Raw genomic sequence first — 24672 nt, forward strand, 5'->3', positions numbered from 1 at the left:
TATAATAGTTAAAAATTGCATTTTTTACGAAAAGAGATGATAGCATGGCCATATTGTTGGCACTTATCCCGATTATGATGATTTTTATTTGTTTGTTTTTGTTTAAACAAACGTCATTAAGAGCTTCATTAATCTCTTATGCCGTTTCTGTCGGAATCGTTTTACTCTCGCCAACGTTTCAATTAGGGATAAGTGAAACTGTACACGCAACGATTAAAGGGTGGTTAATTTGTTTTATTGTCGGGTACGTGTTGTTTTTCGGTATTTTTTTATTTCACCTCATGAACAAAATGGGATACATCGATCAAGTAGCGAGATTTCTAGAACAAGTCACGCACGATAGATTATTACAAATGCTTCTTATGTGTTTTGGAATTTGTCCACTTATTGAATCAGTAAGTGGGTTCGGAATTGGTTTTATGGTTGCAGCACCTATTTTTCTTTCATTAGGCTATAAACCATTTCAAGCTGTACTGCTCTCATTTATCGGCTTACTAGCTAGTTCATGGGGTGCAATGGCAACAGGTACGATTATCGGTTCTCAGCTTATCAACATGCCACTCACAACTCTTGGTACAAATACAGCATTATTAAGCATACCGATTTTCGCATACTTTATCATCCTTTCTTTATACGTTGTCGGTGGCTTTCAGGCAGTTATAGAAAAGTGGAAGGAAGGGATAGGATTCTTTCTATTATTTTCTCTCGGAATCTATCTTTCTAACGCATACGTAAGTGTTGAACTAGCAGGAATATTAAGTTCTATCGTTACAATTTCATTTGGCTTTTTAATCATTAAATTAAAAGGAAAAGGTGAGCAAAACCTTTTAACAGAACATGCGGCGGCTACGGAGAGAGAAGTATCCATTATAAAAATTATTAGCCCTTATATTTTTTTAACGGTTTGTATTTTACTTTCTCGCCTCGTTCCAGCATTACATGATCTGCTCAGGTCATATGCAGTTCTCGATTTAAAATCATATTCTTACAAACTAGAGCTACTATATTCGCCAGGGTTTTGGCTCGCCATGACTTGTTTATTTACAATCATTTTCTTCCGCACTCCATCTAATATTATTAAACAATCACTCTCGCAAACGATAAAACAATGGATTCCATTCGCAATTACAACGACAATGTTTATTGCGATTTCAGAGCTAATGGGGGCATCTGGTATGCATTCATTGCTCGCAAAGACAGCTGGTGAAACATTTGGCACCTTTTTCGTTTTCGTTGCTCCATTCATTGGCGGAATTGGCGGCTTTTTAACAGGTAGTAATGCAGGATCAAATGCGATGTTTATTAAACTCCAAATGCAAACAGCGCAAAACGTAGCACTTCCGTGGCAATACGTTACAACACTTCAAAACACCGCATCATCAGTAGCGACAATTGCTTGCCCATCACGGATTACACTTGGTGCTTATTTATGTAATATTCCGTATCGTGAAAACGAACTACTAAAGAAGACGACGTTAATGATTTTTGGTGCGGTGTTACTTGTAGTGGTAGAGGTGATTTTTTGGTATATGTTGATAAAGTGAAACTTTAATTAGTGGGGAGTGTTTTTCATCCCCACTAATTATTAGCTTCACCAATCGGGCTTTTATGGGCAGTTAGGCTCCAGTTAGATTTTTTGGTGGGAGTCTTACTGCCCGTTAATGCGGGGAAAAATAAAAAATCCTCCTGGCAAAGGAGGGTTTTCTTTTTATATGGATAATGCCTTAAGTATGAACAGCTTCTACTAAATGAATAGGAGATGAAAGGTATGCCCTTAAAAAACTACGGTGTATTAAAAGGTACAGTTATACAATCTAAGATTGGAAAAGGCAAAACACCTCATTATCAAGTTCATTTACAAGGTGAAGCAGGAGTAGATTATCGTATTGCAATTAACGTAAAGTCGCAAAGTTATCCGTCAGAAGTTTTATATTTTGCAAGCGAACATATTGATTCAGAAGCTATTCACATTTTACCAACATTACCGTTTGGGTTTACAGAAGTGAAAAACAATAAACCGAAAGTGGCCTTAGATTATGTAAGAGGTAATTTATTTGACTCAAAGAAAATGATTCCTTTACCTGCTGAAAGAGCAGGAGTTGATAATGATTTAAATGAAATGATTGAACGTTATATAAAACGAGCAAAAGAGGAAAAAGCGATTATTTATGCGTTTGGCGAAAGATGGGGACCAGAAGAAAATACACCCGATTCTTACTTTCATTTCAAACCTGGAAACGGTATACACGATATTCATATGAATCAAGGGAATGTAGAGAAATGGAAAGGTGATAATGGTATATGGCAAGACGGAGGAATACTCATTCACTTTGAAAAGGAAGAAGAATGGATCGGTATCTTTCTTGCCTTCCAATCACAGTCATGGTGCACCGATGAAGAAGGGCATGCTCGTGTTCCGGTTGAGAATTGTGATTATAAGAGAAATGATTGATGAGAAGAGCTAGTTCAAAATGGACTAGCTCTTCTCATTGTATACAAGATATATAGTGATGAAATTATGTTTGTAATATTAAAAAATGGTGATAGGGTTATTGATTTTTATTCGTATTAGAAAGTAGGTACCCAATTAGCAGGACAAGGAGGTCTACCTTTGAAGATAACGGAAGAAAATGTTGTGCAACAAATTAAAAAGCGTAATGAGAAAAGCGTTACGTTTATTATTCAAACATACGGCGGTTTACTAAGCGTGATTATTAAAAGATATGTACAGAGTAATCAGCAAGATTATGAAGAATGCTTAGATGATGTATTATTAGCCATTTGGTTTCATATCGATTCATTTGATTCAAGTAAAAATACGTTTAAACAATGGATAGCAGCCATTGCTAAATATCGGGCAATTGATTATCAGCGGAAAAATGCGAGAAATCAGCAACAAACTGTCTGTACAGAGATTAATGATCGTCTGTATCAAGAACAAAGAAAACAAAATGACTTCTTAGACGTACAGGAATTGCTTAGTGAGTTGTCAGCAACAGAGCGTAACATTTTTGAAAAGTATTATTTAGAAGGTGTACCGTCTCGTGAAATTGCATCCCACCTTAATGTGAAAGAGTCATGGATTCATAACAAACTGTCACGCGGACGAAAAAAGCTCAAACAGATTTTTATTTTTAAAAATGGAGTGTGAGGGCATGTCTATTTATAAAGAGTTAAATGATATTCAGTTGGACATCACAGAGTTTGAGGAGACTCCCTTAACCAAAATAGAGGAAAAGCAGTGGGAAAAACGTGTGAAAAATAAGCTACGCAAAAATAAAAAAACAAAAAAATGGTTCGGAGTCGCAGCAGCTTGCATGTTAATTGTCAGTATTACAGTGCCACTTGGACAAACATCTTTAGCGAATATGCCATTTATTGCGGGATTGATTGAAAAATATATTGATAAACAGCAACCACTTGACTATTCTCCCTATAAAACGGCTATTGGGAAAACTGCTGAAAATAAATACGGTAAACTGACGTTAAATGAGGTATTAGTGGATGACAATAAATTATTCATCAGTTCAACATTTGAGCCAGCGAAGGGTGTGAAATTTGATTATCAAACATATTTAATTCCACAGGTACGAATAAATGGGCGTGACTTTTCTAATACAAAGGATGCACAATCAATTGCAGTAAATGATTCTATGTTTACAATTTACGGTGGTATCGAGTTAAGTGAAATGCCACAAACTGATGAACTTCAAATCGAAATTACTTATGATACATTCAACAGGGATACTGTAATTGAGCAACCATGGATATTTGCTATTGAAGTATCACAAGCTCAGTTGATGAAAGAGAAGCGGACGTTTGATTTAAATGAAACAATTGCTTTATACGATGGCAATAAAGTAACTGTTAACAAAGTAGTTTCTACGCCGATTTCCACAACGATTTATTATGATGTGACACAAAGTACAAATGAAGATATTTATTTTAAAATCGAATCAGAATCTGGGGAAGCACATACATTTAAAGAGGTGGTTATATCGAATGAAGATGGCGGTATTTCTTTTAGTAGATTTGATGGAATAAATGTAGCGGTGGGAAAATATTCACTTGTACCGTATTCGGGGAAAGAAAACAAAAAAATTGGACCACCTATTCTGATTCAATAACTTATTAAAGCTGATAAATAATTATTTAAGGAGAGAAGAGGACGTTCACAACGAACGTCCTCCTCTTATTTTATAAAACCCAAAACTCACAAGTGTAGAAATACAAGAGAAAAGAAGCGCCACACTAGAAAACGCGATGAGATACATATTATACTTCATCATTTTTCCGATGAGTTGGTTACTGTCGTACTGAAAAAGTCCTGCAATTATATTGAATAAAAATAACATGATAAACATGACGATGACGCCGTCTATTGATCCTTTAATGTCTGGTTTACTTAAAGCAATATGTGCGGAAATACAAATAGCTATAAATAAAAATAACCAAAAAGAAGGGGTTAATAAATTGCTCATTGTAAACAAGCTCTTTAATAAAAAGAATGTTGATAAAAACATGTTTTGGATCATGTCTAAGTTAATAGAAGTCGATGCAATTGTTGTTTCAAGAGTCGTATTAAATAAAGAATATGACTCTGGTACGAAATAGCGCATTAAAAGTATTAAGGCAGTAATACCAGAAATAATAGGGCCGATTCCGATGAAGAAATTCCCAATTCGTTGATATATACTTTTTTGATTGTATTGATGTTGTACGTAACCTAAAGCTCCCTGACTTGTATCTGTTGGGAAGAACTGCGTTGCTACAATTTTATGACGAAATAATAGACACATAATTGCATGTCCAAGTTCATGAATAGGGACACCGATCCATGCAGTCAAAAGAAAGCCTTTCCTTCCGAAAGCTCTCGACCAATACGTTCGTGTGAGAGATTCTAAATAACCTAATATAAATCCAATTACAATGATGACACCAATTAAAGAAAATAATTGGATCACACTTGTAAGGAGTGTTTGAAAAATCGAGTTTACAAATTCCACTGTCTTCATCCAATCTATTAAAAATGTTATTTGCTCTGTTTCATAATAACATTATTTTTCTATATTACTAGCATACATAGTTTCGTTTAAAAGAAGGATTTCATATTCTTTTTCTTGTAGTCATGTTTTATGTACAAAGTCATATATTGAATTTGTAACACCCTATCAGGTATATGCTTAAGGAGGGATGAGAGAATGAAATGTCCGGCATGTAATACAGAAAATGCAGCGGAAGCAAAGTTTTGCGGGAATTGTGGACATTCGTTAACAGAAGAAGTGGTGGCAAGTGGTGCACAGGAAGAAGGGGAGCAACAAGCGCGCGTAGCACAAGTAAAGGAAACTCGTCCGAATGAAACGGTAGAGCAAGCGAAGAGATTTGCAAGTGGCTATTTTCAGTTTTTTACAGATGCTTTAAAAGCACCGACAGCGATTATGAAAAATGGCAATATTGAAGTGCGAAATGGAATTGTAAGTCTTGTTCTTATTTGTTTTTTAGGATCATGTATTTTTTATAGAATGATGAGCGCAACGGCAGCTGTTACGAGAACATTAGTACCAGATATAACTACTCCTACTTTCTTTGGAGAATCTGTAAAAGTCTTTTTCTTTTTATTAATTTTAACGTTATTTGTCGGATTTATTATTTTTGTAAGTGGTAAGATGATGAAATCTTCTTTTTCATTTCTTGAAGTATTCGGTATATGGGGAACGATAGCGACTCCGGCTATTGCTATATTAGTTTTTTCTTTTCTGTTTAGTTTCCTATTGATCTTTTTTCTACCAATATTATTAGGGGTGGCTACAACGTATATGTCAATTAGTATCATCGTAGCTATATTAAAACTAGATAGCGGTGGATTAGATCCTGTTTACACTCTTCTTATCGCAAATGTTTTAATCGGAATCGCAACGTGGATTGTACTTTGGTCTTACATTAATACGATAATTCAAACTATTACTGGAGGATTTACGGGCTTCTAAGGAAAAGGTGGTTGAATGGATGAATGTATGTACAAAGTGCGGAATTCCGTTTGAAGATGGTGTGCAATTTTGTCAAAACTGCGGGACGAAGAGGGGAAGTCCTGTAGTAAAGAAGAACATGAGCGGAGGTACAAAAGTTGGTATTACACTTTTAGTAATACTTATTATAGCGATTGTTGGATTGTATTTGTACGGATCATCGTATTATGCACAGGTGGCACAAGTAGACCGAATGATTACGATTTTACAAGAGCGGGACGGGGAGAAATTAGCTGAGGTCATCACGGCAGATGATCCATCGGTTATTGTAACGAGAGAGAGTTTAACGCCTCTATTTTCATATATAAAAGAAAACCCATCTTACGTGAATGAATTGAAAGAATATTTGAGGCAAGGTGAAAAACAAGGGGATGGAATAGAAAGAGCAGATTTTTCTTTAACGAAAGACGGGAAGTATTTCTTTTTATTTGATCGGTATAAATTGAAAGCAAAGACGTATTATACGACTCTGCTTACAAATGAAAAAGGTACATCTTTAAAATTGAACGGAAAAGAAATTGATAAGACAAATGATAAAAAGTTTGAGAAGCAATATGGACCGTTTCTTCCAGGAACTCAAGTATTTCAATCCGAATATAAAAATGATTATGTAAAACTATTACGTGAGGAAAAGGTTGTACTTATGAAACAAAGTCAAAATAATGTAACGATAGACTTAACGTTACAAGGGCAATATATTACAGTTCAAACGAATGCGCCTGGTGCGACATTATACGTGAATCAAAAGCCAGTTACAGCGTTGACCGGAGAAGAAATTACGTGGGGACCGGTAGCAACTGATGGAAGTGCGGCGATTTATTTAGAACGAAATGGAGAAAACGGAAGGGAAACGACAAAGGTAGAAACGGTAACGGCACTTTCTACGTATAATCTTCCATTTCAAAAGAAAAGCACAGAAAAAACAGTTGTTTACAATGTCACCCCGCCAGTGACGACTGGGTATGTATATAATGGTTTCATTTTTCCGGATAGTGATATTCGAAAATTAACGAGTGCGGATTTAAGATATGTAACGAAAGAACAGTTGAAAATTGCTAGAAACGAAATATACGCAAGACACGGACATATTTTTCAAACGAAAGATATGCAAGCGTACTTTTCAAAGCAGTCTTGGTACAGAGAAAACCCGTACTTTACAGGAGCGTTAACGGATATTGAATCTTATAATGTTGAACTGATCAAATCAAGAGAATAGAGTGCATGATAAAAGGTACAGTGCATAACTGTACCCTTTTATGATTATTTAGCTGGACCAGGATCCCTTGAGAAAAAGATGTGAAAGAGGAATGTGACTTTGCTTGCTTTTCCTGATGTACTAGCCTGTACAGCGGATAAAGCACTAGACGTTAAAGCTGCTTCAGAATGGGGTGGCACGACTATTTTGAGCGCATCATCATCATCTGAAGTAGTAACTGTTATTGTATCTGGAGATAAGTTAACGATTTTAACAGTACCGACGGGGAAGATGGACTTGCCAGCGTGTGATGCAGAAGCGAAGCGGGTAGCTTTCCAAATAGTTTGTGCGAAAGTATCATCGTTAGATAACCAAGCGCGAGCGCTGTATATTGTTGTGTTAATGGAAAACTCTTGTTCAAGCGGGAGGGCGGGTCTCGGTTCTATCGGTTCCTCTGGAAGCTGGGCGAGAAGGCCGGCGCACATGTATGTTTCACCTACTTTCAATGGTTACTGTTATAGCATATTAAACTTCTTGTTTATAAGACACGACGGTTACCTATTTACGCATAGTCTTTTGCACCAAATTTGTAGATGAAATTCTCTTTCTTTACAATGGAAGTAGGTGTTATTTTTATAAAATATGGAAATCGTAAAGAGTATGTAAAAAAGAAGGAGTGGTAAAGTGAACTATGTCATTATTGGCGGAGATGCCGCTGGTATGAGTGCTGCAATGCAAATTGTTAGAAACGATGAAACTGCAAATGTTGTAACGTTAGAAAAAGGTGAAATCTATTCATACGCTCAGTGCGGATTACCGTATGTGATTAGTGGTGTTATCGCTTCTACTGAAAAATTAATTGCACGCAATGTAAAGACGTTTCGTGATAAATATGGAATTGATGCGAAAGTGCGTCATGAAGTAACGAAAGTAGATACGGAAAAGAAAATCGTGTATGCGGTACATACGAAGACGAAAGATGTATTTGAATTTTCATATGACCGTTTATTAATCGCGACTGGTGTACGCCCTGTTATGCCAGATTGGGAAGGTAAAGATTTACAAGGTGTTCATCTTTTAAAAACAATTCCGGATGCTGAGCGTATAGTAGGCACGTTACAAACAAATAGTGTTGAGCACGTAACGATTATTGGCGGCGGTGCAATTGGTCTAGAGATGGCAGAAACATTTGTAGAACTAGGAAAGAAAGTAAGAATGATTGAGCGAAACGATCATATTGGCACAATTTATGATGCCGATATGGCGGAATATATACATAAAGAAGCAGATAAACATAATATTGAAATTTTAACAAATGAAAATGTAAAAGCGTTTAAAGGAAAAGAAAGAGTAGAACAACTGGAGACGGATAAAGGGACGTATAAAACTGATCTCGTTTTAGTATCTGTCGGTGTACAGCCAAATACTGATTTTCTTGAAGGGACAAATATACGTAAAACTCATAAAGGTGCAATTGAAGTAAATGCTTATATGCAAACGAATGTGAAAGACGTATATGCGGCTGGCGATTGTGCAACACATTACCATGTTATAAAGGAAATTCATGATCATATCCCGCTCGGAACGACTGCGAATAAACAAGGGCGACTTGCCGGACTCAATATGGTTGATAAACGAAGATCATTTAAAGGTACGTTAGGTACAGGCATTATTAAATTTATGGATCTGACGCTCGCAAGAACAGGCTTAAATGAAAAAGAAGCAAAAGGGCTAAATATCCCGTATAAGACGGTCAAAGTAGATTCAACAAATATGGCGGGCTATTACCCGAGCGCTTCGCCACTTCACTTGAAATTACTATATCACGCCGATACGAAACAATTATTAGGCGGACAAGTAATTGGAGAAGAAGGTGTAGATAAACGTATTGATGTTATCGCAATGGCACTTTTCAATAAAATGAGTATTCACGATTTAGAAGATGTTGATTTAAGTTACGCACCACCATATAACAGCGTTTGGGATCCAATTCAACAAGCAGCAAGGCGAGCGGAATAGCACTTTTTAAGTGCTATTTTTTTCGTTAAAGGGGAATAAAAAAAGTTTCACTTTATTTCGAATATACCGTTCGCTCTTGAAAACATAGTACGTATCGCTTATATTGTCATATAGTATTTATTTTTTAATAAAGCAATGAACGAACCAGGGGGCACAGTATGGCAATTAACATGAATACAATCGAAGAATGGATTGCTGAATCAAATGCAAGAAACGAAGAAGACTTAGGAAACGTTGTTGAAGAGATGAAAGAAGTCTGTGTCGGACTTGATAACGCGACATTAATTTATACGAAAAACGTATTTTGTTTCGGTAAGAAAGTAGAAGTATTGTTCTTCTTCCAAGATCACGTCGTTATCGGAGAAGAGAAGGAAGAGTATATTGAGATTGGAAAATTAAAGTATGATGATATTACAAATAGTAACTTAAAAACAAATGATAAAAATACAACGTTAGAACTAAAGTTTGCTAACGGACAATCTATCAGTTTAGATAGTCTGAATGATAACTACGGTACGAAAAATTGGTTATTTGCAAGACAAATTAAGAGTATTTTTAAATTAATCTAGTAAAAAGCAGACCCCTAATGGTCTGCTTTTTTACTTATTTCCTATTACGCAAAGGCACCCTCTTTCTTCGTAACATTTCACGCTTGTAAATCCCGTCTTATAAAAAGGTTTACTAATTCTTCGGTCGTCTTAAATTTATCCATATGATATTGAATTTTGAAAGTTTCAGCGACTAGTAAAAAGGATCCGTTCGGTTTTAAGACGCGAAATACTTCTTTCATATCATTCTCAACATCGGGCCAAAAGTAATGGGTTTGAAGGGCGGTAATGAGATCGAAGAAGTTCGTATTGTATGGAATAGAGGAAACGTTTGCCTGATGAATGATTACTTTTTCTGTTTCTACATCCTTCGTATTGGTTTTCTTTGAGTTTTCAACAGCCTGTTCTGAATAGTCAATGCCGTATATTTTTCCGTGGGGAGTTACTCTTGAAAGGCTATGTATTGTTTTACCACCCCCACAACCAATATCTAAAATAACTGCATCTTCACGTATATGTATTTTTTGTAAAGCCCAATTTGTTAGTCTCGTATGCGCAGCATTCATAAAAAGCATAGAGGAACCAATTGTTCCGCGAGGATTTTTCGCTTGTTTGATTAAACGTTGTAAAATGCCCAATTTAAACGCTCCTTTTATGTAAGAATATATACTCATTTCGCTTTTAATAATTTAACTCCTCTAAAAAAAGCACGCCGTCTACCGGCGTGCTTCTAATTATGCAAGGACCCTTTTAGCCAATTTCGCGCTCGATACGCCCCAACCGGAATTTGAATGAGTGAAGTTTCATTTCCGGCATCAATCCCGTACAATTGATCGCATGAATTTGTATCAAAACTAAGTAAAGGATGACCACCCATTCCCATAGCGGTCGCAGCTAAAACAAGTTTATGAACGAGCATGCCAGCTTCCATTTGATGAATTCGATATCCTCTATAACCTAATTTACTTTTATAGTAATCTTTATTTCCGATTACATGTAGACAAAGTGGTACTTGAAAAAGATTGACGTTATCCATCGTCATACTAGATTGAAGCGGATAACGAAGGTCTCCGTACCGAAGTGGCTGTATGGAATGTGTCCTACTGTTATAAGCGTAAGCGCCGTTTTCTATGTCTTTTACGTTATAAAAACATCCATATAGTGAGACGCGTGCGTTTTCATTTAAATATTTGCCATCAAGGTCGTTGTAATAAGGGAAGGAGAGGCTCGCTTCTTGTAGTAAAGTAGCGAGCTCGGCTGCATCCCATTTCGTTAAAATGAAGTCAGAATCAGGTGAATATCGTTTTTTACAAAGTTGTAAGAAATCATATGATAAACGTTCCACTTTAGGTAGCTGTACAGCGTGTGCACTATATTGTTGTCGTTCTTCACAGGTAAATGTTTGGAAGTGTTCTGTCGATTCAATCATAGATGCCGCGTTTATTTTTTTTATCATCGGATAGTCATCTACATGTTTTGAGCGAACGAAATGCTGATGTGTTAACGGCGGGATTTGCTGCAGTAAGTTATGAGAAGTAACTGTTTTATTTTCACGATGATCGTTGTGAAACCAATCTGTATTCGGTTCTGTACTTAAAGGAATAACAGCATACACACTTTCTGCACCTTCTGACAGTCCAAGTAAATGATTCATTGCCCGGTCTAGAAACTGAAAATATACACCATTTGTATAACCAAATTGTTTTGCACATTCAAGTAATTGACCGATGAGAACACCGCTATCTAATCCTTGCAGACGATACGAAAAGTTATTGTATTTAAAGAAGTTTTTCCAAAACATAGTGGATACGAATGCAGCACCAAAACAAGAATGAATGTTACAACGATTGCCGAGTGCTTCTGTAAGATAAGAATCGAAATTTCCTTCGCGAAGTAAGATAAGTCGGTGATGTGCGGCGTCGTAATGGTAAATGCCATCTGGATAATGATCAATTTTTAAATACATATATAATTCATTTGGATATAAAGCACCCCCAGAAGGGATGAATCTTCGAAATAGAGTCGTTGTTTTATTATTTTCTAGGTTAGTAGTAGGCTGACATAATTGTGTTAAACCAAATGAGTACCAAAGATAATGACCGATTTCCTCTAAGTTAGGTTTAGTAGAAGAATTCCGCAAAGTTAAAGGGATTTCTAAAGAGAGAGGGATGACTGGTAAATTTCGATATAATTTATAAGGAAGTGGTGCGTCTTCCCAATCAATCTCTTTATCAGACGACATAATTTCATTAATAGAAAAATGGAGATGATGTAAAAAAGTATCCAGTTGCATCAAATTTCCCCCTCGCTATGAATTATGGAAACGGATGCGGGTGTGGATTTAACTTTTCATTCGTTAAAGGCTCAGCTCTATATCCAAGTGTCATCGGTACGGTATAGACTCTATCCAGTCCTGTAACCCGAGTGAGATGGTGACCGAACGTCATCGGTAACATGCCTGGAATAATGACTTTTACACAATGTAAGCCGTTCTTTTCTATAAGGCGGACCGTTTGATCTACAACGATTACTTCAAGTCTAGATTGATGTAGCCGGTTTAAAAGTTGATGAAGATCAGATGTTAAATCCATATCAAATGATTGTAATGCATTCATTTCTTGGAACGTTTGCACCGGAGCATCTTCACGTAAAAGGAAGTGAAGACGTTCTTCCGCTTCTTTCAATCCGTACAGCATACTATGATCTTCCATTTGCGAAACAAGATATGGATCTTGTAAACAGTTTTCATATTTCTCTCTTTTTTGTTCAAGCTCTTCATCTGTTATAAGTAACATGCCCGCTATTTCATGAATTGCATTTTTTACAGCTCGAATTGGTTCCATATGTGCGCCGCCAGCACAGACGAGATTCATACCATCTTGCCTTGTATTTTTCGCAATGACCCATATGCTCGGAATACCATGTTCCATCGTTGCGTTGAAAATGTATAATTCATATCCAGTAATTGTGCGTAAGCGTTCAATCATTAATTGTAATTCAGTATCATTGGCTGAACTAAGATCGAGACGGGGAAGAGGTAATTCTGCATACCAAGTGAGTAAGAAGGCATCACGTTCTACAATTTCTAAAATGCCATGAAAAATTGCCTCTTCTAAACTACCGCCAATGGCACATCCATTTGATGTTTCATATACGAAAGCATCTCTATGACCAAGGCTATAATAAGCGATTGATTCTGGAACTAGAAGTGGTCGGTTTTGTAATAAAGAATATCCCCATACCCAGTTTTGCTCATAATCAGGATCAAACGGTTTAAACGGAAAGGTATCACGATTATAGTGTCCATTTGTATGTACACCAAGTGTGAGGGGATTCAGTGCAATATCTTCTAGCTCACGAAAACTGCCATGTACATTTGTTTTTTTTCCACGAGGCGACATACCGCAATAGCGTTCTAATCCTTCTAAAATAGCGGTTGCTTCACTAAGTGCGAATGACTGAGTCCGGCCCGCGACACCTTCATTTCCAAACAGTAACGGCATGTTTATAATAACATCAGCAAACGGTAATAAAGAATGTTGCATTTTTCCGTTTAAAATACCAGTCCGGTAATCTAAATAGTCTCTCGTTAAAAATGTGTTTAGCTCATGAATCGAACGGCAGCGATACGCTTCGTTGCTCGTTTTTAAACTCGGTTGTAAAGAAAGTTCTGCTGCATCCGCTGTATCATCAGACAAATTGCTACATACCGGACAGAGAGGGTCTGGAAGAAACGAATGCCGGGTACATTGTAACGTTTGTAAGTCCAGTAAAATGAGTTCATTGTCTATAGAAGAATGTTTGTTAGTTAATATCTTTTCTGTTTCAGCATGAATGAGCTGGCACATTTGTAACATTCCATTTTGGGTGGCGCGTACATCACGCCTCGTCACGTTATCTGCTTTTAACGCATATTTCCGTTGTAGTTCCCACATTTCTTTTTGATCAAATCCAGCTATAAACCGGCGTCCATCAGCGCAGTGGGAACATCCAGTTGTAAGAGGCTTCACGTAAGGACCGATAATACCTTCACCAAACGAAGTAAATGCGCGAAGCCATGGAATATGATTTGAGCGAAAGATAAGCTCAGCATCATGGTGTACGGAAGAAGGAGACCCGTCATGTAAGACAAGAGCAAGATGAATGTTTTCAGGAAGAGCTTCTGTAATTGTATGCTGGCGGATGAGTGAATATTGCTTACACAATTGCTCATGTACATAGTCTGTGAGTAGGCCATCTCCTATAAGTAATATGTTTTGAGTCATTGGTCATCCTCCTTTGCAATTAATACCCCATATACACCGTCTAAGTTGTCTCTTAAAAATGACTCAATAGCTAAATCAAAAACGAATGGATAAAAGTTGTTTTTCGTTAAATTTTGCAAGGCAACTTGTAAAGACTGTACGCCTGGAATTTCTTCCTCTTCTTGTATTGCTACTCTAACAGAATCCGTACTATATAAAACAATGGATGATTCCGGTAACATATTAGCTTTATAAGGAATCTCTTCATTTTGAATATGAAGGAGTGCTTGTTGCAGGGCATTTCTTAACGCGAGTGTTATATTAATATTTGCCGCACCATACCATCTATCATTAATACCGATCCAAACGACAGGAAAACCAAGTAATTCCTCACTCATTCCTACTTTAGGTATTTCATGAATTGCAGAGAGAGCATCGTAATAAAACCTACAATGTTTATCATGAATTTCGGTTAAATCAAGCTCTGTAATCTCTTCTAGCATATGTGATTGGCGTTCACATAACTTATTATTTAAATGTTTTTGTAGTGCTCGGTATACACCTTCTGTCATCGTTTCCCCAGCACCAATACCGATATCAGTATGTTCGGGGATAAGACGATGAATCATTTCAGCTACATATGTTTCAACTCCTGTTAAACCAGCTTCGCGGCGTGCTTCATTATGAGTTAATCCACCGCAAGTTATAGTAGGAAGGGGAGAGGTAGGTCCATCTGATAATGGGTTTGCAACTTGAATATAGCACTGTGATAAAGGCAATTGGTGTAAATCTTGTTCATCCCACATGTGGAATATACCAGCTTCTTTAGAAGTTAACGTATCAAAAAAACGAAAAAGTTCAGTTGAAGTATATTGTCCAGAACGATGGGCAAGGTTTTCTTGAAGATTTTGCACCGTATCAATTGTAAAGATTTCATCGGTTGCGAGAAGATGTTTTATGAAAGGGTGCCACTTTCCTTCAAGTGTTTCCAAGTTTAATAAAAAGAATTGAGGATTATGATGCCTGTGTGAATCTTCAGCGACATGTTTAAATAACTCAAAAACGATAATATTTGCTAACATAGCAGATGCAATTGGTGAGAAAGGTTCAGGTGGATTTTCACTTTGTAAAGTAGTTTCGTGTAGACGATGCCAAGCTGATTCCCAGCATTCTTCACGGTCTGCAGTTACGACAGGTCCAGCTAAACCAATTCTTGATAAGCAAATAGCTGGTATGAAATTTTTCTTAAACTCTCTACAAATAGTATGGATTGCTCTTAAACTTTCAATATCTCCATTTTGGGAAACGTATAAAATCCAGTCGAAAGGCTCGAATACTTCATGCAAAGGGCGATCAATTGCAATATCTATTTCTTGAATAAGTACATTGTCATCATTTGCATATGCACGTTCGCTTAGTTCATGAATTCGATCGTAGTTTGTTTCAGCACGATCTGTAACAAGATAATGAAATGTAGGTAAACCAGATTCTAATAAAGAAGAAACTAGGGAAGTAAGCATATCGCCAGAACCAATTATAAGCACATTTGCTGCGCGGTACGTTTCGAATTTTAAAGCGCCTGAATGGGAATCAGCTTCTAAAAACTCAATTTGCGAAGCGTATCTGTCGAGTAATGCACTGTTTAATTCGTGGGGAGCATCTTGGCTTACATCACGAACGAAACCATTTTCATATAAAATCTCTCCAATTTCAAATACTCGATTTTGATAGGGGAGAGGGAGACCATCAGTTATTTCTGTCAAAGAATGATTACCGTTAAACATAGGCATTAATTTCTCAATCCAGTCATAAATTCCATCACCATCCATACGGAATGAACTGGAGTTATTTCGAAAGTAAACACCCCCGTTTGAATCGGGGAGGAAGAAAGTATCCTTATTTGCTTTAAGCTTTGCATGAACTGGAAGGTTATTCATGTTTATCCCCCTTACGCTTTAGGCATACATTATTAGTCTATGTGGTGTGATTTGTCCCGTATGAATACAATAAAAAAAGGCTGTAGAATGTTTCATTCTACAGCCGTTAATAGATTAATAATCTATTAACCTTCTAATAATAATGATTTTGGATCTTCAAGCATATCTTTAACAGCAACAAGGAAGCTAACTGCTTCTTTACCATCAACAATACGGTGATCGTAAGATAGTGCAAGGTACATCATCGGACGGTTTTCCATACGCTCGTTATCGATCGCAACTGGACGTACTTGGATTTTATGCATTCCTAGAATACCTACTTGTGGGCTATTTAGGATTGGTGTAGACATTAGAGAACCGAACACGCCACCATTTGTAATCGTAAATGTACCACCTTGTAGCTCTTTTAATGAAAGTTTATTATCGCGTGCTTTCAGACCTAAATTACGAATCTCGCTTTCAATTTCAGCGAAGTTCAATTGGTTAGCATCGCGTACAACTGGAACAACTAATCCATCTGGAGCTGCTACTGCAATACCGATATCATAGAATTTTTTAATGATAAGCTCGTCGCCTTGAATTTCAGCATTTAATAATGGGAATTGTTTTAATGCTGCAACAACTGCTTTTGTGAAGAATGACATAAAGCCAAGACGTACATCATGTTTTTTCTCGAAAGCATCTTTGCGTTCTTTACGTAATTCCATGATTGCACTCATATCAACTTCGTTAAATGTAGTTAACATTGCAGATGTTTGTTGAACTTCTACAAGACGTTTTGCAATTGTTTGACGGCGGCGGGACATTTTCACACGCTCAACTGGTTTTTCGAATTCAGTTTTTGCAACTGGAGCCGGACTTTGTTTTGGAGCAGCTGGTGCTTCTTTTGGAGCTGCAGCGTGAGCTTGTACATCATGTGGTCTCACACGTCCAAGTAGATCTGTACTACGTACGTCGTTTAAGTCGATTCCTAATTCACGAGCCATTTTGCGAGCAGCTGGTGATGCGATAGGACGATTTGTATTTGGTAAACCTTGCAACGCTTTATTTTGTTCAGCACTTGGAGCTGCTGCTTTCGGTGCTTCAGTAGTTTCTTGTTTTGGTTGCTCATTAGCCGGAGCAGGTGTGCTTACTGCAACTGCTGCGCCGTTTGCATCTAAAATTGCGATAGTAGCGCCAACTTCAACTGTATCTCCAGGTTCGCCTAGTAACTTCGATACAATACCTGAATCTTCTGCAATGATTTCTACATTGACTTTGTCAGTCTCAAGCTCAACAACGCTGCCACCTTTCTCAACTTTGTCGCCTACGTTGATAAGCCATTGTGAGATAGTTCCTTCTGAAATAGATTCTGCAAGCTCAGGTACTTTAATTTCGATCATTTTAAATGTCCTCCCCTTATTTGCCTAACGGTGTGTTTTGTCTTCTTTAATCTTCGGTAATCTCCATTTGTTAGCCCGGCTGTGGCAGACTATCTGCCACAGCTGAGCCTGAAAAACTCATTGTTACTTTTAGTTGCTAAAAACTTCAATTTCTTGTTTATCTTGACGGAAGTTGTACTTCACATCTAAAGCGTGTGCAACGATTAATTCTTGCTCAGCTTTGTGAGCGAATGGATCGCCACCAGATGGGCTAGAACGATCCGGGCGTCCAATGTAACCTGTTTTCACTTTATCCCCAGCTAGTTCAAACAGAATTGGAGCCATGTAATGCCAAGCGCCCATATTACGAGGTTCTTCTTGAACCCAAATGATTTCTTCTAAGTTTTTAAAGCGTTTAATAATAGATTGAACTTTTTCAGCAGGGAATGGGTACAACTGCTCGATACGAACCATATGAACTTCATCTAAGTTGTACTCATGCTTACCACTTTCGATTTCTGCTGCTAAGTCAATTGCCATTTTACCTGTACTTAAAACAAGGCGTTTTACTTTGTTTGGTTTTGTACCAAGGTTTCCTTGTTCTAAAGCAGGTTGGAAACGTCCTTCACTTAACTCACTACCTGTAGAAAGTGTAAGTGGGTGACGTAATAAGCTTTTCGGCGTCATAATTACTAATGGTCGAACAGCCTCTGTTCCTAAGATAGATGCTTGACGGCGCAAGATATGGAAGTATTGTGCCGCGCTCGTTAAGTTTGCAACTGTCCAGTTGTTCTCCGCAGCTAATTGTAAGAAACGTTCTGGACGTGCACTAGAATGCTCCGGTCCTTGACCTTCATAACCGTGTGGTAATAGAAGAACTAGACCTGATTTTTGACCCCATTTCGCTCTTCCTGCTGAAACATATTGATCAAATAATGCTTGCGCAGTATTTGAGAAGTCACCATATTGCGCTTCCCACATCACAAGAGTTTCTGGAGCGAATACGTTGTAACCATATTCGTAACCAACAACAGCAGCTTCTGATAACGGACTGTTATGAACAGAGAATGATGCGTTAATGTTCGGTAAGCGATGTAATGGTGAATATGTTTCGTTTGTATCAGTATCGTGTAATACGATATGACGATGAGCAAATGTACCACGCTGTGAATCTTGACCAGTTAAACGAATTGGCGTACCTTCTTGTAAAATAGAAGCGAATGCTAACGATTCAGCAAGTGCCCATTCAATTTTACCGTTTTCTTCAAGAGCATCTTTACGGCGCTCAAGAATTTTCTTCACTTTTGGATATACGTTAAAGCCTTCAGGCCAAGATAATAGTCCTTCATTAATTGCACGAAGTGAGTCAATTGAAACACCAGTGTCAATCGGTTGAATTCCTTTTGCAACAACTTCTGGAACTTTAACGTGAATTGTTGCAGCACTCGTATCAGCTGGTGGCACTTGTGCGTATTCAGCCTTTAATTCCTCTTGTATAAACTGAGCAATTGTTTCAACCTCATCTGCATTCAGAACGCCAGCAGATTGTAATTGATCTGCATAAATTGCTCTTACAGTTGGGTGGTTTTTAATTTTTTTGTACACTTGTGGTTGCGTAACTGCTGGATCATCCATTTCGTTATGACCATATCGGCGGTAACCGATTAAATCGATTAAGAAGTCCTTTTTGAACAGCGTACGATATTGGATCGCAAGGTTTGCAGCAGCAAGACAAGCTTCCGGATCATCAGCATTCACGTGAACAATCGGAATATCGAAACCTTTTGCAAGGTCGCTTGAATATTTAGTAGAACGAGAATCATAGCTATCAGTCGTAAAGCCGACTGCATTATTTGCGATAACATGAATAGTTCCGCCAGTTTGGTATGCATTCAATCTACTTAAGTTCAATGTTTCAGACACAACACCTTGACCAGGGAATGCAGCATCACCATGAACTAAAATTACGAATGATTTTGTAGTATCTTGTTCTGGAAGACCAGATTTTTTACGATTCTCTTGAGCTGCGCGTGCGAAACCTTCAACAACAGGGTTAACGAACTCAAGATGACTCGGATTATTTGCTAATGTAACACGGGTGCTAACTTCTTCATTACCAACGACTTGTTCTCTACCCAAATGGTATTTTACGTCGCCAGTCCAGCCAGCATTTGTCTTTACACCTTCTATTTTTGCATGTTTGAACTCAGCAAACATGTGACCATATGGCTTTTCTAATACGTGAGCGAGTACGCTTAGACGACCACGGTGAGCCATACCAATCATGACATCTTCAACGCCGCCTTTAGCACCTTCTGAAACAATTTCATCTAGTATAGGTACAAGCATATCAACGCCCTCTATTGAGAAACGTTTTTGACCAACGAATGTTTTATGCAAGAATTGCTCGAAACCTTCAACAGCAGTTAAACGTTTTAAAAGAGCAGTTCGTTTTTTATTTGATAATGGTTGACGCAATGAATTTGATTCCACCATTTGATGCAACCACGCGCGTTCTTCACTATCTTGTATATGTGAGAATTCATAAGCTAAAGATTTTGTATAAACGTCTTTTAATCTATGAATTACATCAAGTGCAGTGTGAATACCCTCTGGTGCATCTTGCCATACTGTTTTTGCTGGAATCGCTTTTAAATCAGCATCGCTCAGTTCGTTCATTGCTTTTTCGATAAGAGATTGTCCGTTTGCAGCATCTTCCATCGGATTAATGTGAGCCAATGTATGCCCGAAAGAACGAATCTGTTCAACAAGTTGAACGACTTTAAGAATCTTTTCAATGTTCCCTGTGTTTTGAGGAGAAAAATGTGTTGCTGTGTTGTCCCCTGTTACGACATCATCTTGAAACGAAGGAGCTCCAAAAATTTCAAAAAGCTCTTGTAATTCCGGATCAACAGAACCTGCTCCAGTTACGTAAAGATCATACTGTTCAATAACATAACCAAGGTTCGGACCATGGAACTTGGCCCAAGGGTTTGTCGTTGTATTCTTCCTCGTCATTTGTTTAAACCTCCCAATGCATATAATCCTTTTCCTATACAAAAGGTGCATTTTGCTCTTTTTCAATAATTGATGAACTAATAATTAATGTAAATGTTATCTTTACTCTTATGTTATTACAATAATTTACATAATACCAAACACTATTACTTATCTGTTTTGTAAAAAAACATTCACAATTACTTATCACCCAAGTTAATCTTTCATGTTATAAAGTAATTTTACAGAAAAATGGTGTGGATATATTTGGTATGCCTACATTAATAACTATAATTGTTGCATTTAAATATAAGTATAACTGTCGGAATGTTTCGATAAAATTTAGTTCGAATTATGTATATTGAAATAATAAGCGCTTTCATTGATATTATACAACAATACAACGGAATATAGTATAAAAAATAAAAAATTATGAATTTACCATAAACTTTATATCGATAGTGTTAAATATTGAAAGGAAAATGAAGGATTTCTACAAAAAAAGTGGCTATACATAAAAAATACTTCATAAACCGTTAGTTTCTATAAATATGGCGAAAAACAACGTAAAAACAATAGCGCACATCATCCAATAAGGAGAAGAATGAAATATTTTAAAAGGATAAAACAAATATGGAGATATTAAATTTTCACAAAAGCGGGGAGGAGATATAGTAACGGCTATATACATTGTTCCATGTTTCATTTCAAAATAGACGTGCTGAATTTGAAAAAATTTCTTCTATATAAATAGAGTGAAAAATAATTACACTGAATGTAAAGGAACCTTGACGTAAAGTTTCCTTTACATATATACTCGATATAAGGGAGGAGGGAGAAATTTCCTTGGAAAATAAAATGGTCGAATATCGAAAAAAATTTGGACTATCTCAAGAAAAATTGGCTGAGAAACTTGGGGTTTCCAGACAAACCATCATTTCAATTGAAAAAGGGAAATATGATCCATCACTTCCGTTAGCATTTGAAATTGCAAAAGCATTTCAGACAACGATAGAACATGTATTTATTTATGAGGGAAAAGAAGAGGAGGAATAGAGATGAATTATTCACAAAAGTACTTTGTAATTATGGGAATTATCTTTTTAATTATGAGTGGAACTATGATATTAGCAGGTATAATGACGCATTCTGCACCGCCAATTCCAACGTATACAGTACTTGCAATGATGATCATGTGCTTCTGCCTAAGTTACTTACACCCGCAATTTAAAGAAAAAGATGAGCGAATGAAACTCATTCGTTACAAAGGAATGTTCTTCAGCTTTTTTGCGCTAACAGCATACTATCTTCTTTTCTCGATTGGCTTAAACTTAAAAGTAATTACACTATCTGCGGTTGAACTATTGAACATATTAATGGCACTTACGATGAGTACAGTCTTTATATCGTTTGTTGTTTTATCGAAAAGATATTAAGATGTAAGAGAGAAAGGAAGATTAACATATGCAAATGATGTACGCTTTTGGCATGGGGCTTGTTTTATTTTTAGCGGTGTTCCTATTTATTCGTAAAGACGTTCAAGGTGGGACGTTAACGAAAAGAGGATTTTATAAAATGATCGGCTGTTTAGTTGTTATGTTTATAGCGATTATCGTAATGATCGTTTTAATTAATAAAACATTATAGAATTTAAAAACGGAACCTTACTTTATAGTAAGGTTTTTTTATTTGAAATTAATACTAAAAATCACCATAAAAACCATTTACTAACTATATTCCCTATTATATAATCCAATAAAATGATAGAAAGGAGAATAGTATATGAACAAAAAAGCTATCTTCTTTTTATTAACATGTCTACTACTTATAGCTAGTATTACTTATATAATATGTAACAAACGAGAACATGTACCACCTATATTAGTATGGGAGGGCCAGGAATACTACATTACGAATGAACCTGCCAAAGCAGAAGAAGTCGGACAAAAACTTGGCGAAGTAACAAAGAAAATTGAAACGAGCAAACAGCCTACTAAAGATAGTGAATCCAACAGATTACAAGAAAAAACAGAAGTATTTGAAATGATTTTAGAAGAAGAGGATGAAAGGCGCCCCATACTCGTAAAAGAACCTAATAGTGAAGAATATAGAGTAGCAAGGCCGATGTTAAAACAAGTATTATAATAAAAAGGAGATTCATATGCAGACAGTAACGTCATATCCATGGTCGTTAAGAAAAATATTTGTCTTTTTCCTTTGCTTTATTCTGCCTCCTATCGGTGCCATTTACATTTTGATGAATAGAGAGGCATTACAAAAAAGAGATATCATTTCATACCTATTATTTGCGGCTACTAATATATCACTTTGGTTATCGCTTATGGTTTTTGATCGGAGCATATGGATGGTAGCAGGACATTATGTACTTGGAGTAATTATTATTGTTTTTTCAAATATGAATAAGAGATAAACCAGCAATCTTAAAGTTGCTGGTTTTTATTTTATAAAGAAGGTCTTGTAGAAATACTACAAGGCTCTTTGTCTTTTGGGAAAGAATAGAAAACAAATCATATAAATGATATACTAAAAAATGTTTGTAATGTAAGTTTCATACTATTGTATAGTGATGACTTACTAGAAAAGATAAGAGGAGAATGAACGTGAAAAAGGTAAAGAAATTATTGCTGCTAATGATGGTAATAGGATTAACAGTTGGTGTTCTAGCAGGATGTGCAAACCCGAAAGATACTGCTGAAGAATTTTTAACAGCGTTACAAAAAGGTGATGTAGAAAAGGCTCGTACATTTGTTGAAAGTGACAAAGAGTTTAGTAAACTAAATGAAAAAACAGATGATGCTGAAGCAAAAGAAATGCTAAGCGCAATTACGAAAAACTTTAAATTTGAAAAGTTAGAAGAAGTATCGAAAAACGATGACAAAGCAAAAGTGAAAGTGAAAGTTACATCTGTTGATCTATCCGTTGCCGTAACAAAAGCAATGGGAGAAGTGATGCCAATGGCTTTCGCTAGTGCCTTTAGTGAAGACAAAGAGCAATCCGAAAAAACAATAGAAAAAACAATGACATCAACTATCATCAAAAACTTAGCGGATAAAGATGCAGCAATGGCAACTCGCGAAGTTACATTGAACTTAAAGAAAAACAAAGATGGCGACTACAAAATCGTAGCTGATGACAACCTACAAGAATTGTTATTTGCTAATGCGAAGTCTTTGGAGAAGATGTTTGGTGGGAAGTGATTTACTTACATAAAAAAAGAGACACCATATCACGTAGTAGGTTGATATGGTGTCTCTTTTTTATGACCCCGGAGAGGTTCGAACTCACGACCTCCACCCTGTCAAGGTGGCGCTCTCCCTGCTGAGCTACGGGATCTTCAAAAATGCATATGTAATAACATCTTTAATCATTATGCTAAAGCAATTATATATAATTAACTGAAAATTTACAATGTTTTTATATAGTAAGTTTTTAAAGAGGTAGTGTAATAGAAAATAGGTTTATTTCAGAGGTATATTAGTATGTATGTTTTTATATTTAATAAGTAGGAGATGCTGAATTGTTATGATTTTCGATACCAATCCAAAGGACCTTCATCACTTAAATCAACAAGAAAAGGAAATAAGAAGTGTAAAGGTAAGCTTATAAATTCTGGCATAGCGTTCAATGTTTTCTTTGATAGATATTGCCGTCCGAAACAATACGGACAATCTTTTTCAAATGTTATGAGAAGCGACCATACATCTTTTACTTTCCACTTCGTGTTACAATACGTGCAACGCGCCATGGAGTTCCTCCTCATTTTAAAGTGTTTTCTAATATATCCCATTTTATTGTGCTAAAGTCAAGTGTATTTGGTGTGATAGAATGTAAGTTGGTTTGTGTTTTTATATGGATGTATTCCGTAATTTATGACCAAATGAATGTAGTGTGAGGATTATATAGTAAGAGATTTTCATTTTTAATATGCAAATTGGCCAATATATCCTTTTTACAATTTTCAAGAAATCATGTATAAAAGAAGTACAAGATATTTATAAATATTCAGGAGTAGAGGGAGAATAATTGTAATGGTAAGAAAAACGTTCAAGATGCGTGTGTCTAGAAATAGAACGATTTCGATTGATGGTTCGATTCTTGATGTGGATGTGACGCATGATGAGTTTTTGCAAGAGTTCGTTGAGTGGGTCGATTCTAAAGGTTGGTCGTTTATGGGTATGACGGATGAGATTACAGCTGAGGAAGCTAGTCAAAAGTTAATAGATTCGTTGATTGATGAGAAGGATAAGAAAGAGTAATTCCTTCTTATTTTTTATTGTATATTTATGTTCCTCATCGTAAAAGTGTGATATAGTAAAAAATAGTG

Annotated in this window: 23 protein-coding genes, 1 tRNA gene and 1 pseudogene; 15 read left to right on the top strand and 10 right to left on the bottom strand. The window is 36.5% G+C overall.

What is annotated here, in order from left to right; genetic code table 11:
* Positions 1 to 44: 44 nt before the first annotated feature.
* From MHI07_RS06120 to MHI07_RS06135, 4 genes are all read left to right on the top strand, one after another.
* Positions 45 to 1544, top strand: a complete 1500-nt coding sequence (locus MHI07_RS06120; RefSeq protein ID WP_340822552.1) for an L-lactate permease — start codon at positions 45 to 47, stop codon at positions 1542 to 1544.
* 224 nt (positions 1545 to 1768) lie between these two features.
* Positions 1769 to 2452, top strand: a complete 684-nt coding sequence (locus MHI07_RS06125; protein ID WP_340822554.1) for a YukJ family protein — start codon at positions 1769 to 1771, stop codon at positions 2450 to 2452.
* A 159-nt stretch (positions 2453 to 2611) separates the two neighbouring features.
* On the top strand, positions 2612 to 3151 hold the full coding sequence (locus MHI07_RS06130; RefSeq protein ID WP_002202739.1) for a sigma-70 family RNA polymerase sigma factor: 540 nt from the start codon (positions 2612 to 2614) through the stop codon (positions 3149 to 3151).
* A gap of 4 nt (positions 3152 to 3155) precedes the next feature.
* Positions 3156 to 4127 carry a DUF4179 domain-containing protein gene (locus MHI07_RS06135; protein ID WP_340822556.1) on the top strand — a complete coding sequence of 324 codons (972 nt, stop codon included), beginning with the start codon at positions 3156 to 3158 and terminating at the stop codon, positions 4125 to 4127.
* A 45-nt stretch (positions 4128 to 4172) separates the two neighbouring features.
* On the opposite strand, the gene MHI07_RS06140 is transcribed toward MHI07_RS06135, so the two are convergent.
* Positions 4173 to 5006 carry a hypothetical protein gene (locus tag MHI07_RS06140; RefSeq protein ID WP_002158837.1) on the bottom strand — a complete coding sequence of 278 codons (834 nt, stop codon included), beginning with the start codon at positions 5004 to 5006 and terminating at the stop codon, positions 4173 to 4175.
* Positions 5007 to 5201: 195 nt separating this feature from the next.
* Between MHI07_RS06140 and MHI07_RS06145 the strand changes: the two genes are divergently transcribed.
* Entirely contained in the window at positions 5202 to 5987 is a 786-nt protein-coding gene (locus tag MHI07_RS06145) for a zinc ribbon domain-containing protein (RefSeq protein WP_340822558.1), read from the top strand.
* Positions 5988 to 6006: 19 nt separating this feature from the next.
* Positions 6007 to 7242, top strand: coding sequence for a TcaA 3rd/4th domain-containing protein (locus tag MHI07_RS06150; RefSeq protein WP_340822560.1), 1236 nt, complete (start codon positions 6007 to 6009; stop codon positions 7240 to 7242).
* Positions 7243 to 7286: 44 nt separating this feature from the next.
* Here the strand turns inward: MHI07_RS06150 and MHI07_RS06155 are convergent, their stop codons facing one another.
* The gene (locus MHI07_RS06155; RefSeq protein ID WP_340826877.1) at positions 7287 to 7706 is read right to left on the bottom strand and encodes a hypothetical protein; all 420 of its coding nucleotides are present in this window, start codon (positions 7704 to 7706) and stop codon (positions 7287 to 7289) included.
* Between the two features lie 199 nt (positions 7707 to 7905).
* On the opposite strand from MHI07_RS06155, the gene MHI07_RS06160 reads away from it, so the two are divergent.
* Positions 7906 to 9240 (top strand): FAD-dependent oxidoreductase, encoded by a 1335-nt coding sequence (locus MHI07_RS06160; RefSeq protein WP_340822562.1) that lies wholly within the window; start codon positions 7906 to 7908, stop codon positions 9238 to 9240.
* A 158-nt stretch (positions 9241 to 9398) separates the two neighbouring features.
* The gene (locus MHI07_RS06165) at positions 9399 to 9809 is read left to right on the top strand and encodes a DUF3908 family protein (RefSeq protein ID WP_002158830.1); all 411 of its coding nucleotides are present in this window, start codon (positions 9399 to 9401) and stop codon (positions 9807 to 9809) included.
* Positions 9810 to 9839: 30 nt separating this feature from the next.
* On the opposite strand, the pseudogene MHI07_RS06170 reads toward MHI07_RS06165, so the two are convergent.
* From MHI07_RS06170 to odhA, 6 genes and pseudogenes are all read right to left on the bottom strand, one after another.
* Positions 9840 to 10426: pseudogene (locus MHI07_RS06170) on the bottom strand (class I SAM-dependent methyltransferase).
* Between the two features lie 92 nt (positions 10427 to 10518).
* A complete protein-coding gene (locus tag MHI07_RS06175; RefSeq protein ID WP_340822565.1) occupies positions 10519 to 12081 on the bottom strand; it encodes a SagB family peptide dehydrogenase in 1563 nt (520 codons plus the stop codon).
* 22 nt (positions 12082 to 12103) lie between these two features.
* Complete coding sequence (locus MHI07_RS06180; RefSeq protein WP_340822568.1) at positions 12104 to 14053, bottom strand: TOMM precursor leader peptide-binding protein; 1950 nt, start codon at positions 14051 to 14053, stop codon at positions 12104 to 12106.
* Entirely contained in the window at positions 14050 to 15969 is a 1920-nt protein-coding gene (locus MHI07_RS06185; RefSeq protein ID WP_340822570.1) for a putative thiazole-containing bacteriocin maturation protein, read from the bottom strand. The genes MHI07_RS06180 and MHI07_RS06185 overlap by 4 nt, the downstream gene beginning before the upstream one ends.
* A gap of 125 nt (positions 15970 to 16094) precedes the next feature.
* Positions 16095 to 17351, bottom strand: a complete 1257-nt coding sequence (gene odhB, locus MHI07_RS06190; protein ID WP_002201328.1) for a 2-oxoglutarate dehydrogenase complex dihydrolipoyllysine-residue succinyltransferase — start codon at positions 17349 to 17351, stop codon at positions 16095 to 16097.
* A 129-nt stretch (positions 17352 to 17480) separates the two neighbouring features.
* On the bottom strand, positions 17481 to 20348 hold the full coding sequence (odhA, locus tag MHI07_RS06195) for a 2-oxoglutarate dehydrogenase E1 component (protein ID WP_340822572.1): 2868 nt from the start codon (positions 20346 to 20348) through the stop codon (positions 17481 to 17483).
* A gap of 825 nt (positions 20349 to 21173) precedes the next feature.
* Here odhA and MHI07_RS06200 point away from each other — a divergent pair.
* The 6 genes from MHI07_RS06200 (at position 21174) to MHI07_RS06225 (ending at position 23545) form a co-directional block, all read left to right on the top strand.
* The gene (locus tag MHI07_RS06200; RefSeq protein WP_002158820.1) at positions 21174 to 21383 is read left to right on the top strand and encodes a helix-turn-helix transcriptional regulator; all 210 of its coding nucleotides are present in this window, start codon (positions 21174 to 21176) and stop codon (positions 21381 to 21383) included.
* Between the two features lie 2 nt (positions 21384 to 21385).
* Entirely contained in the window at positions 21386 to 21763 is a 378-nt protein-coding gene (locus MHI07_RS06205; RefSeq protein WP_002117153.1) for a hypothetical protein, read from the top strand.
* A 28-nt stretch (positions 21764 to 21791) separates the two neighbouring features.
* Positions 21792 to 21974 carry a DUF3976 domain-containing protein gene (locus MHI07_RS06210; RefSeq protein WP_002011459.1) on the top strand — a complete coding sequence of 61 codons (183 nt, stop codon included), beginning with the start codon at positions 21792 to 21794 and terminating at the stop codon, positions 21972 to 21974.
* A 135-nt stretch (positions 21975 to 22109) separates the two neighbouring features.
* Complete coding sequence (locus tag MHI07_RS06215) at positions 22110 to 22472, top strand: hypothetical protein (protein WP_215580978.1); 363 nt, start codon at positions 22110 to 22112, stop codon at positions 22470 to 22472.
* 16 nt (positions 22473 to 22488) lie between these two features.
* Complete coding sequence (locus tag MHI07_RS06220) at positions 22489 to 22758, top strand: hypothetical protein (RefSeq protein ID WP_078173285.1); 270 nt, start codon at positions 22489 to 22491, stop codon at positions 22756 to 22758.
* 190 nt (positions 22759 to 22948) lie between these two features.
* Positions 22949 to 23545, top strand: a complete 597-nt coding sequence (locus tag MHI07_RS06225) for a hypothetical protein (RefSeq protein WP_340822577.1) — start codon at positions 22949 to 22951, stop codon at positions 23543 to 23545.
* Between the two features lie 63 nt (positions 23546 to 23608).
* Here the strand turns inward: MHI07_RS06225 and MHI07_RS06230 are convergent.
* Positions 23609 to 23681 (bottom strand) — tRNA-Val (locus MHI07_RS06230).
* Between the two features lie 187 nt (positions 23682 to 23868).
* Complete coding sequence (locus MHI07_RS06235) at positions 23869 to 24093, bottom strand: hypothetical protein (protein ID WP_340822579.1); 225 nt, start codon at positions 24091 to 24093, stop codon at positions 23869 to 23871.
* Between the two features lie 283 nt (positions 24094 to 24376).
* Between MHI07_RS06235 and MHI07_RS06240 the strand changes: the two genes are divergently transcribed.
* A complete protein-coding gene (locus MHI07_RS06240; protein WP_340822581.1) occupies positions 24377 to 24604 on the top strand; it encodes a hypothetical protein in 228 nt (75 codons plus the stop codon).
* The last annotated feature ends 68 nt before the right edge of the window (positions 24605 to 24672 follow it).

Source organism: Bacillus sp. FSL H8-0545, assembly GCF_038006105.1.
In the GTDB taxonomy this organism is placed as follows: domain Bacteria; phylum Bacillota; class Bacilli; order Bacillales; family Bacillaceae_G; genus Bacillus_A; species Bacillus_A cereus_U.

What these genes read in the sequence shown, in the direction of transcription:
- MHI07_RS06120 (WP_340822552.1), top strand. Translation starts at nt 45, where the DNA reads ATGGCCATATTGTTGGCACTTATCCCGATTATGATGATTTTTATTTGT.
- MHI07_RS06125 (WP_340822554.1), top strand. Translation starts at nt 1,769, where the DNA reads ATGCCCTTAAAAAACTACGGTGTATTAAAAGGTACAGTTATACAATCT.
- MHI07_RS06135 (WP_340822556.1), top strand. Translation starts at nt 3,156, where the DNA reads ATGTCTATTTATAAAGAGTTAAATGATATTCAGTTGGACATCACAGAG.
- MHI07_RS06145 (WP_340822558.1), top strand. Translation starts at nt 5,202, where the DNA reads ATGAAATGTCCGGCATGTAATACAGAAAATGCAGCGGAAGCAAAGTTT.
- MHI07_RS06150 (WP_340822560.1), top strand. Translation starts at nt 6,007, where the DNA reads ATGAATGTATGTACAAAGTGCGGAATTCCGTTTGAAGATGGTGTGCAA.
- MHI07_RS06155 (WP_340826877.1), bottom strand. Translation starts at nt 7,706, where the DNA reads ATGTGCGCCGGCCTTCTCGCCCAGCTTCCAGAGGAACCGATAGAACCG.
- MHI07_RS06165 (WP_002158830.1), top strand. Translation starts at nt 9,399, where the DNA reads ATGGCAATTAACATGAATACAATCGAAGAATGGATTGCTGAATCAAAT.
- MHI07_RS06175 (WP_340822565.1), bottom strand. Translation starts at nt 12,081, where the DNA reads ATGCAACTGGATACTTTTTTACATCATCTCCATTTTTCTATTAATGAA.
- MHI07_RS06180 (WP_340822568.1), bottom strand. Translation starts at nt 14,053, where the DNA reads ATGACTCAAAACATATTACTTATAGGAGATGGCCTACTCACAGACTAT.
- MHI07_RS06185 (WP_340822570.1), bottom strand. Translation starts at nt 15,969, where the DNA reads ATGAATAACCTTCCAGTTCATGCAAAGCTTAAAGCAAATAAGGATACT.
- odhB (WP_002201328.1), bottom strand. Translation starts at nt 17,351, where the DNA reads ATGATCGAAATTAAAGTACCTGAGCTTGCAGAATCTATTTCAGAAGGA.
- odhA (WP_340822572.1), bottom strand. Translation starts at nt 20,348, where the DNA reads ATGACGAGGAAGAATACAACGACAAACCCTTGGGCCAAGTTCCATGGT.
- MHI07_RS06205 (WP_002117153.1), top strand. Translation starts at nt 21,386, where the DNA reads ATGAATTATTCACAAAAGTACTTTGTAATTATGGGAATTATCTTTTTA.
- MHI07_RS06210 (WP_002011459.1), top strand. Translation starts at nt 21,792, where the DNA reads ATGCAAATGATGTACGCTTTTGGCATGGGGCTTGTTTTATTTTTAGCG.
- MHI07_RS06215 (WP_215580978.1), top strand. Translation starts at nt 22,110, where the DNA reads ATGAACAAAAAAGCTATCTTCTTTTTATTAACATGTCTACTACTTATA.
- MHI07_RS06220 (WP_078173285.1), top strand. Translation starts at nt 22,489, where the DNA reads ATGCAGACAGTAACGTCATATCCATGGTCGTTAAGAAAAATATTTGTC.
- MHI07_RS06235 (WP_340822579.1), bottom strand. Translation starts at nt 24,093, where the DNA reads ATGGCGCGTTGCACGTATTGTAACACGAAGTGGAAAGTAAAAGATGTA.
- MHI07_RS06240 (WP_340822581.1), top strand. Translation starts at nt 24,377, where the DNA reads ATGGTAAGAAAAACGTTCAAGATGCGTGTGTCTAGAAATAGAACGATT.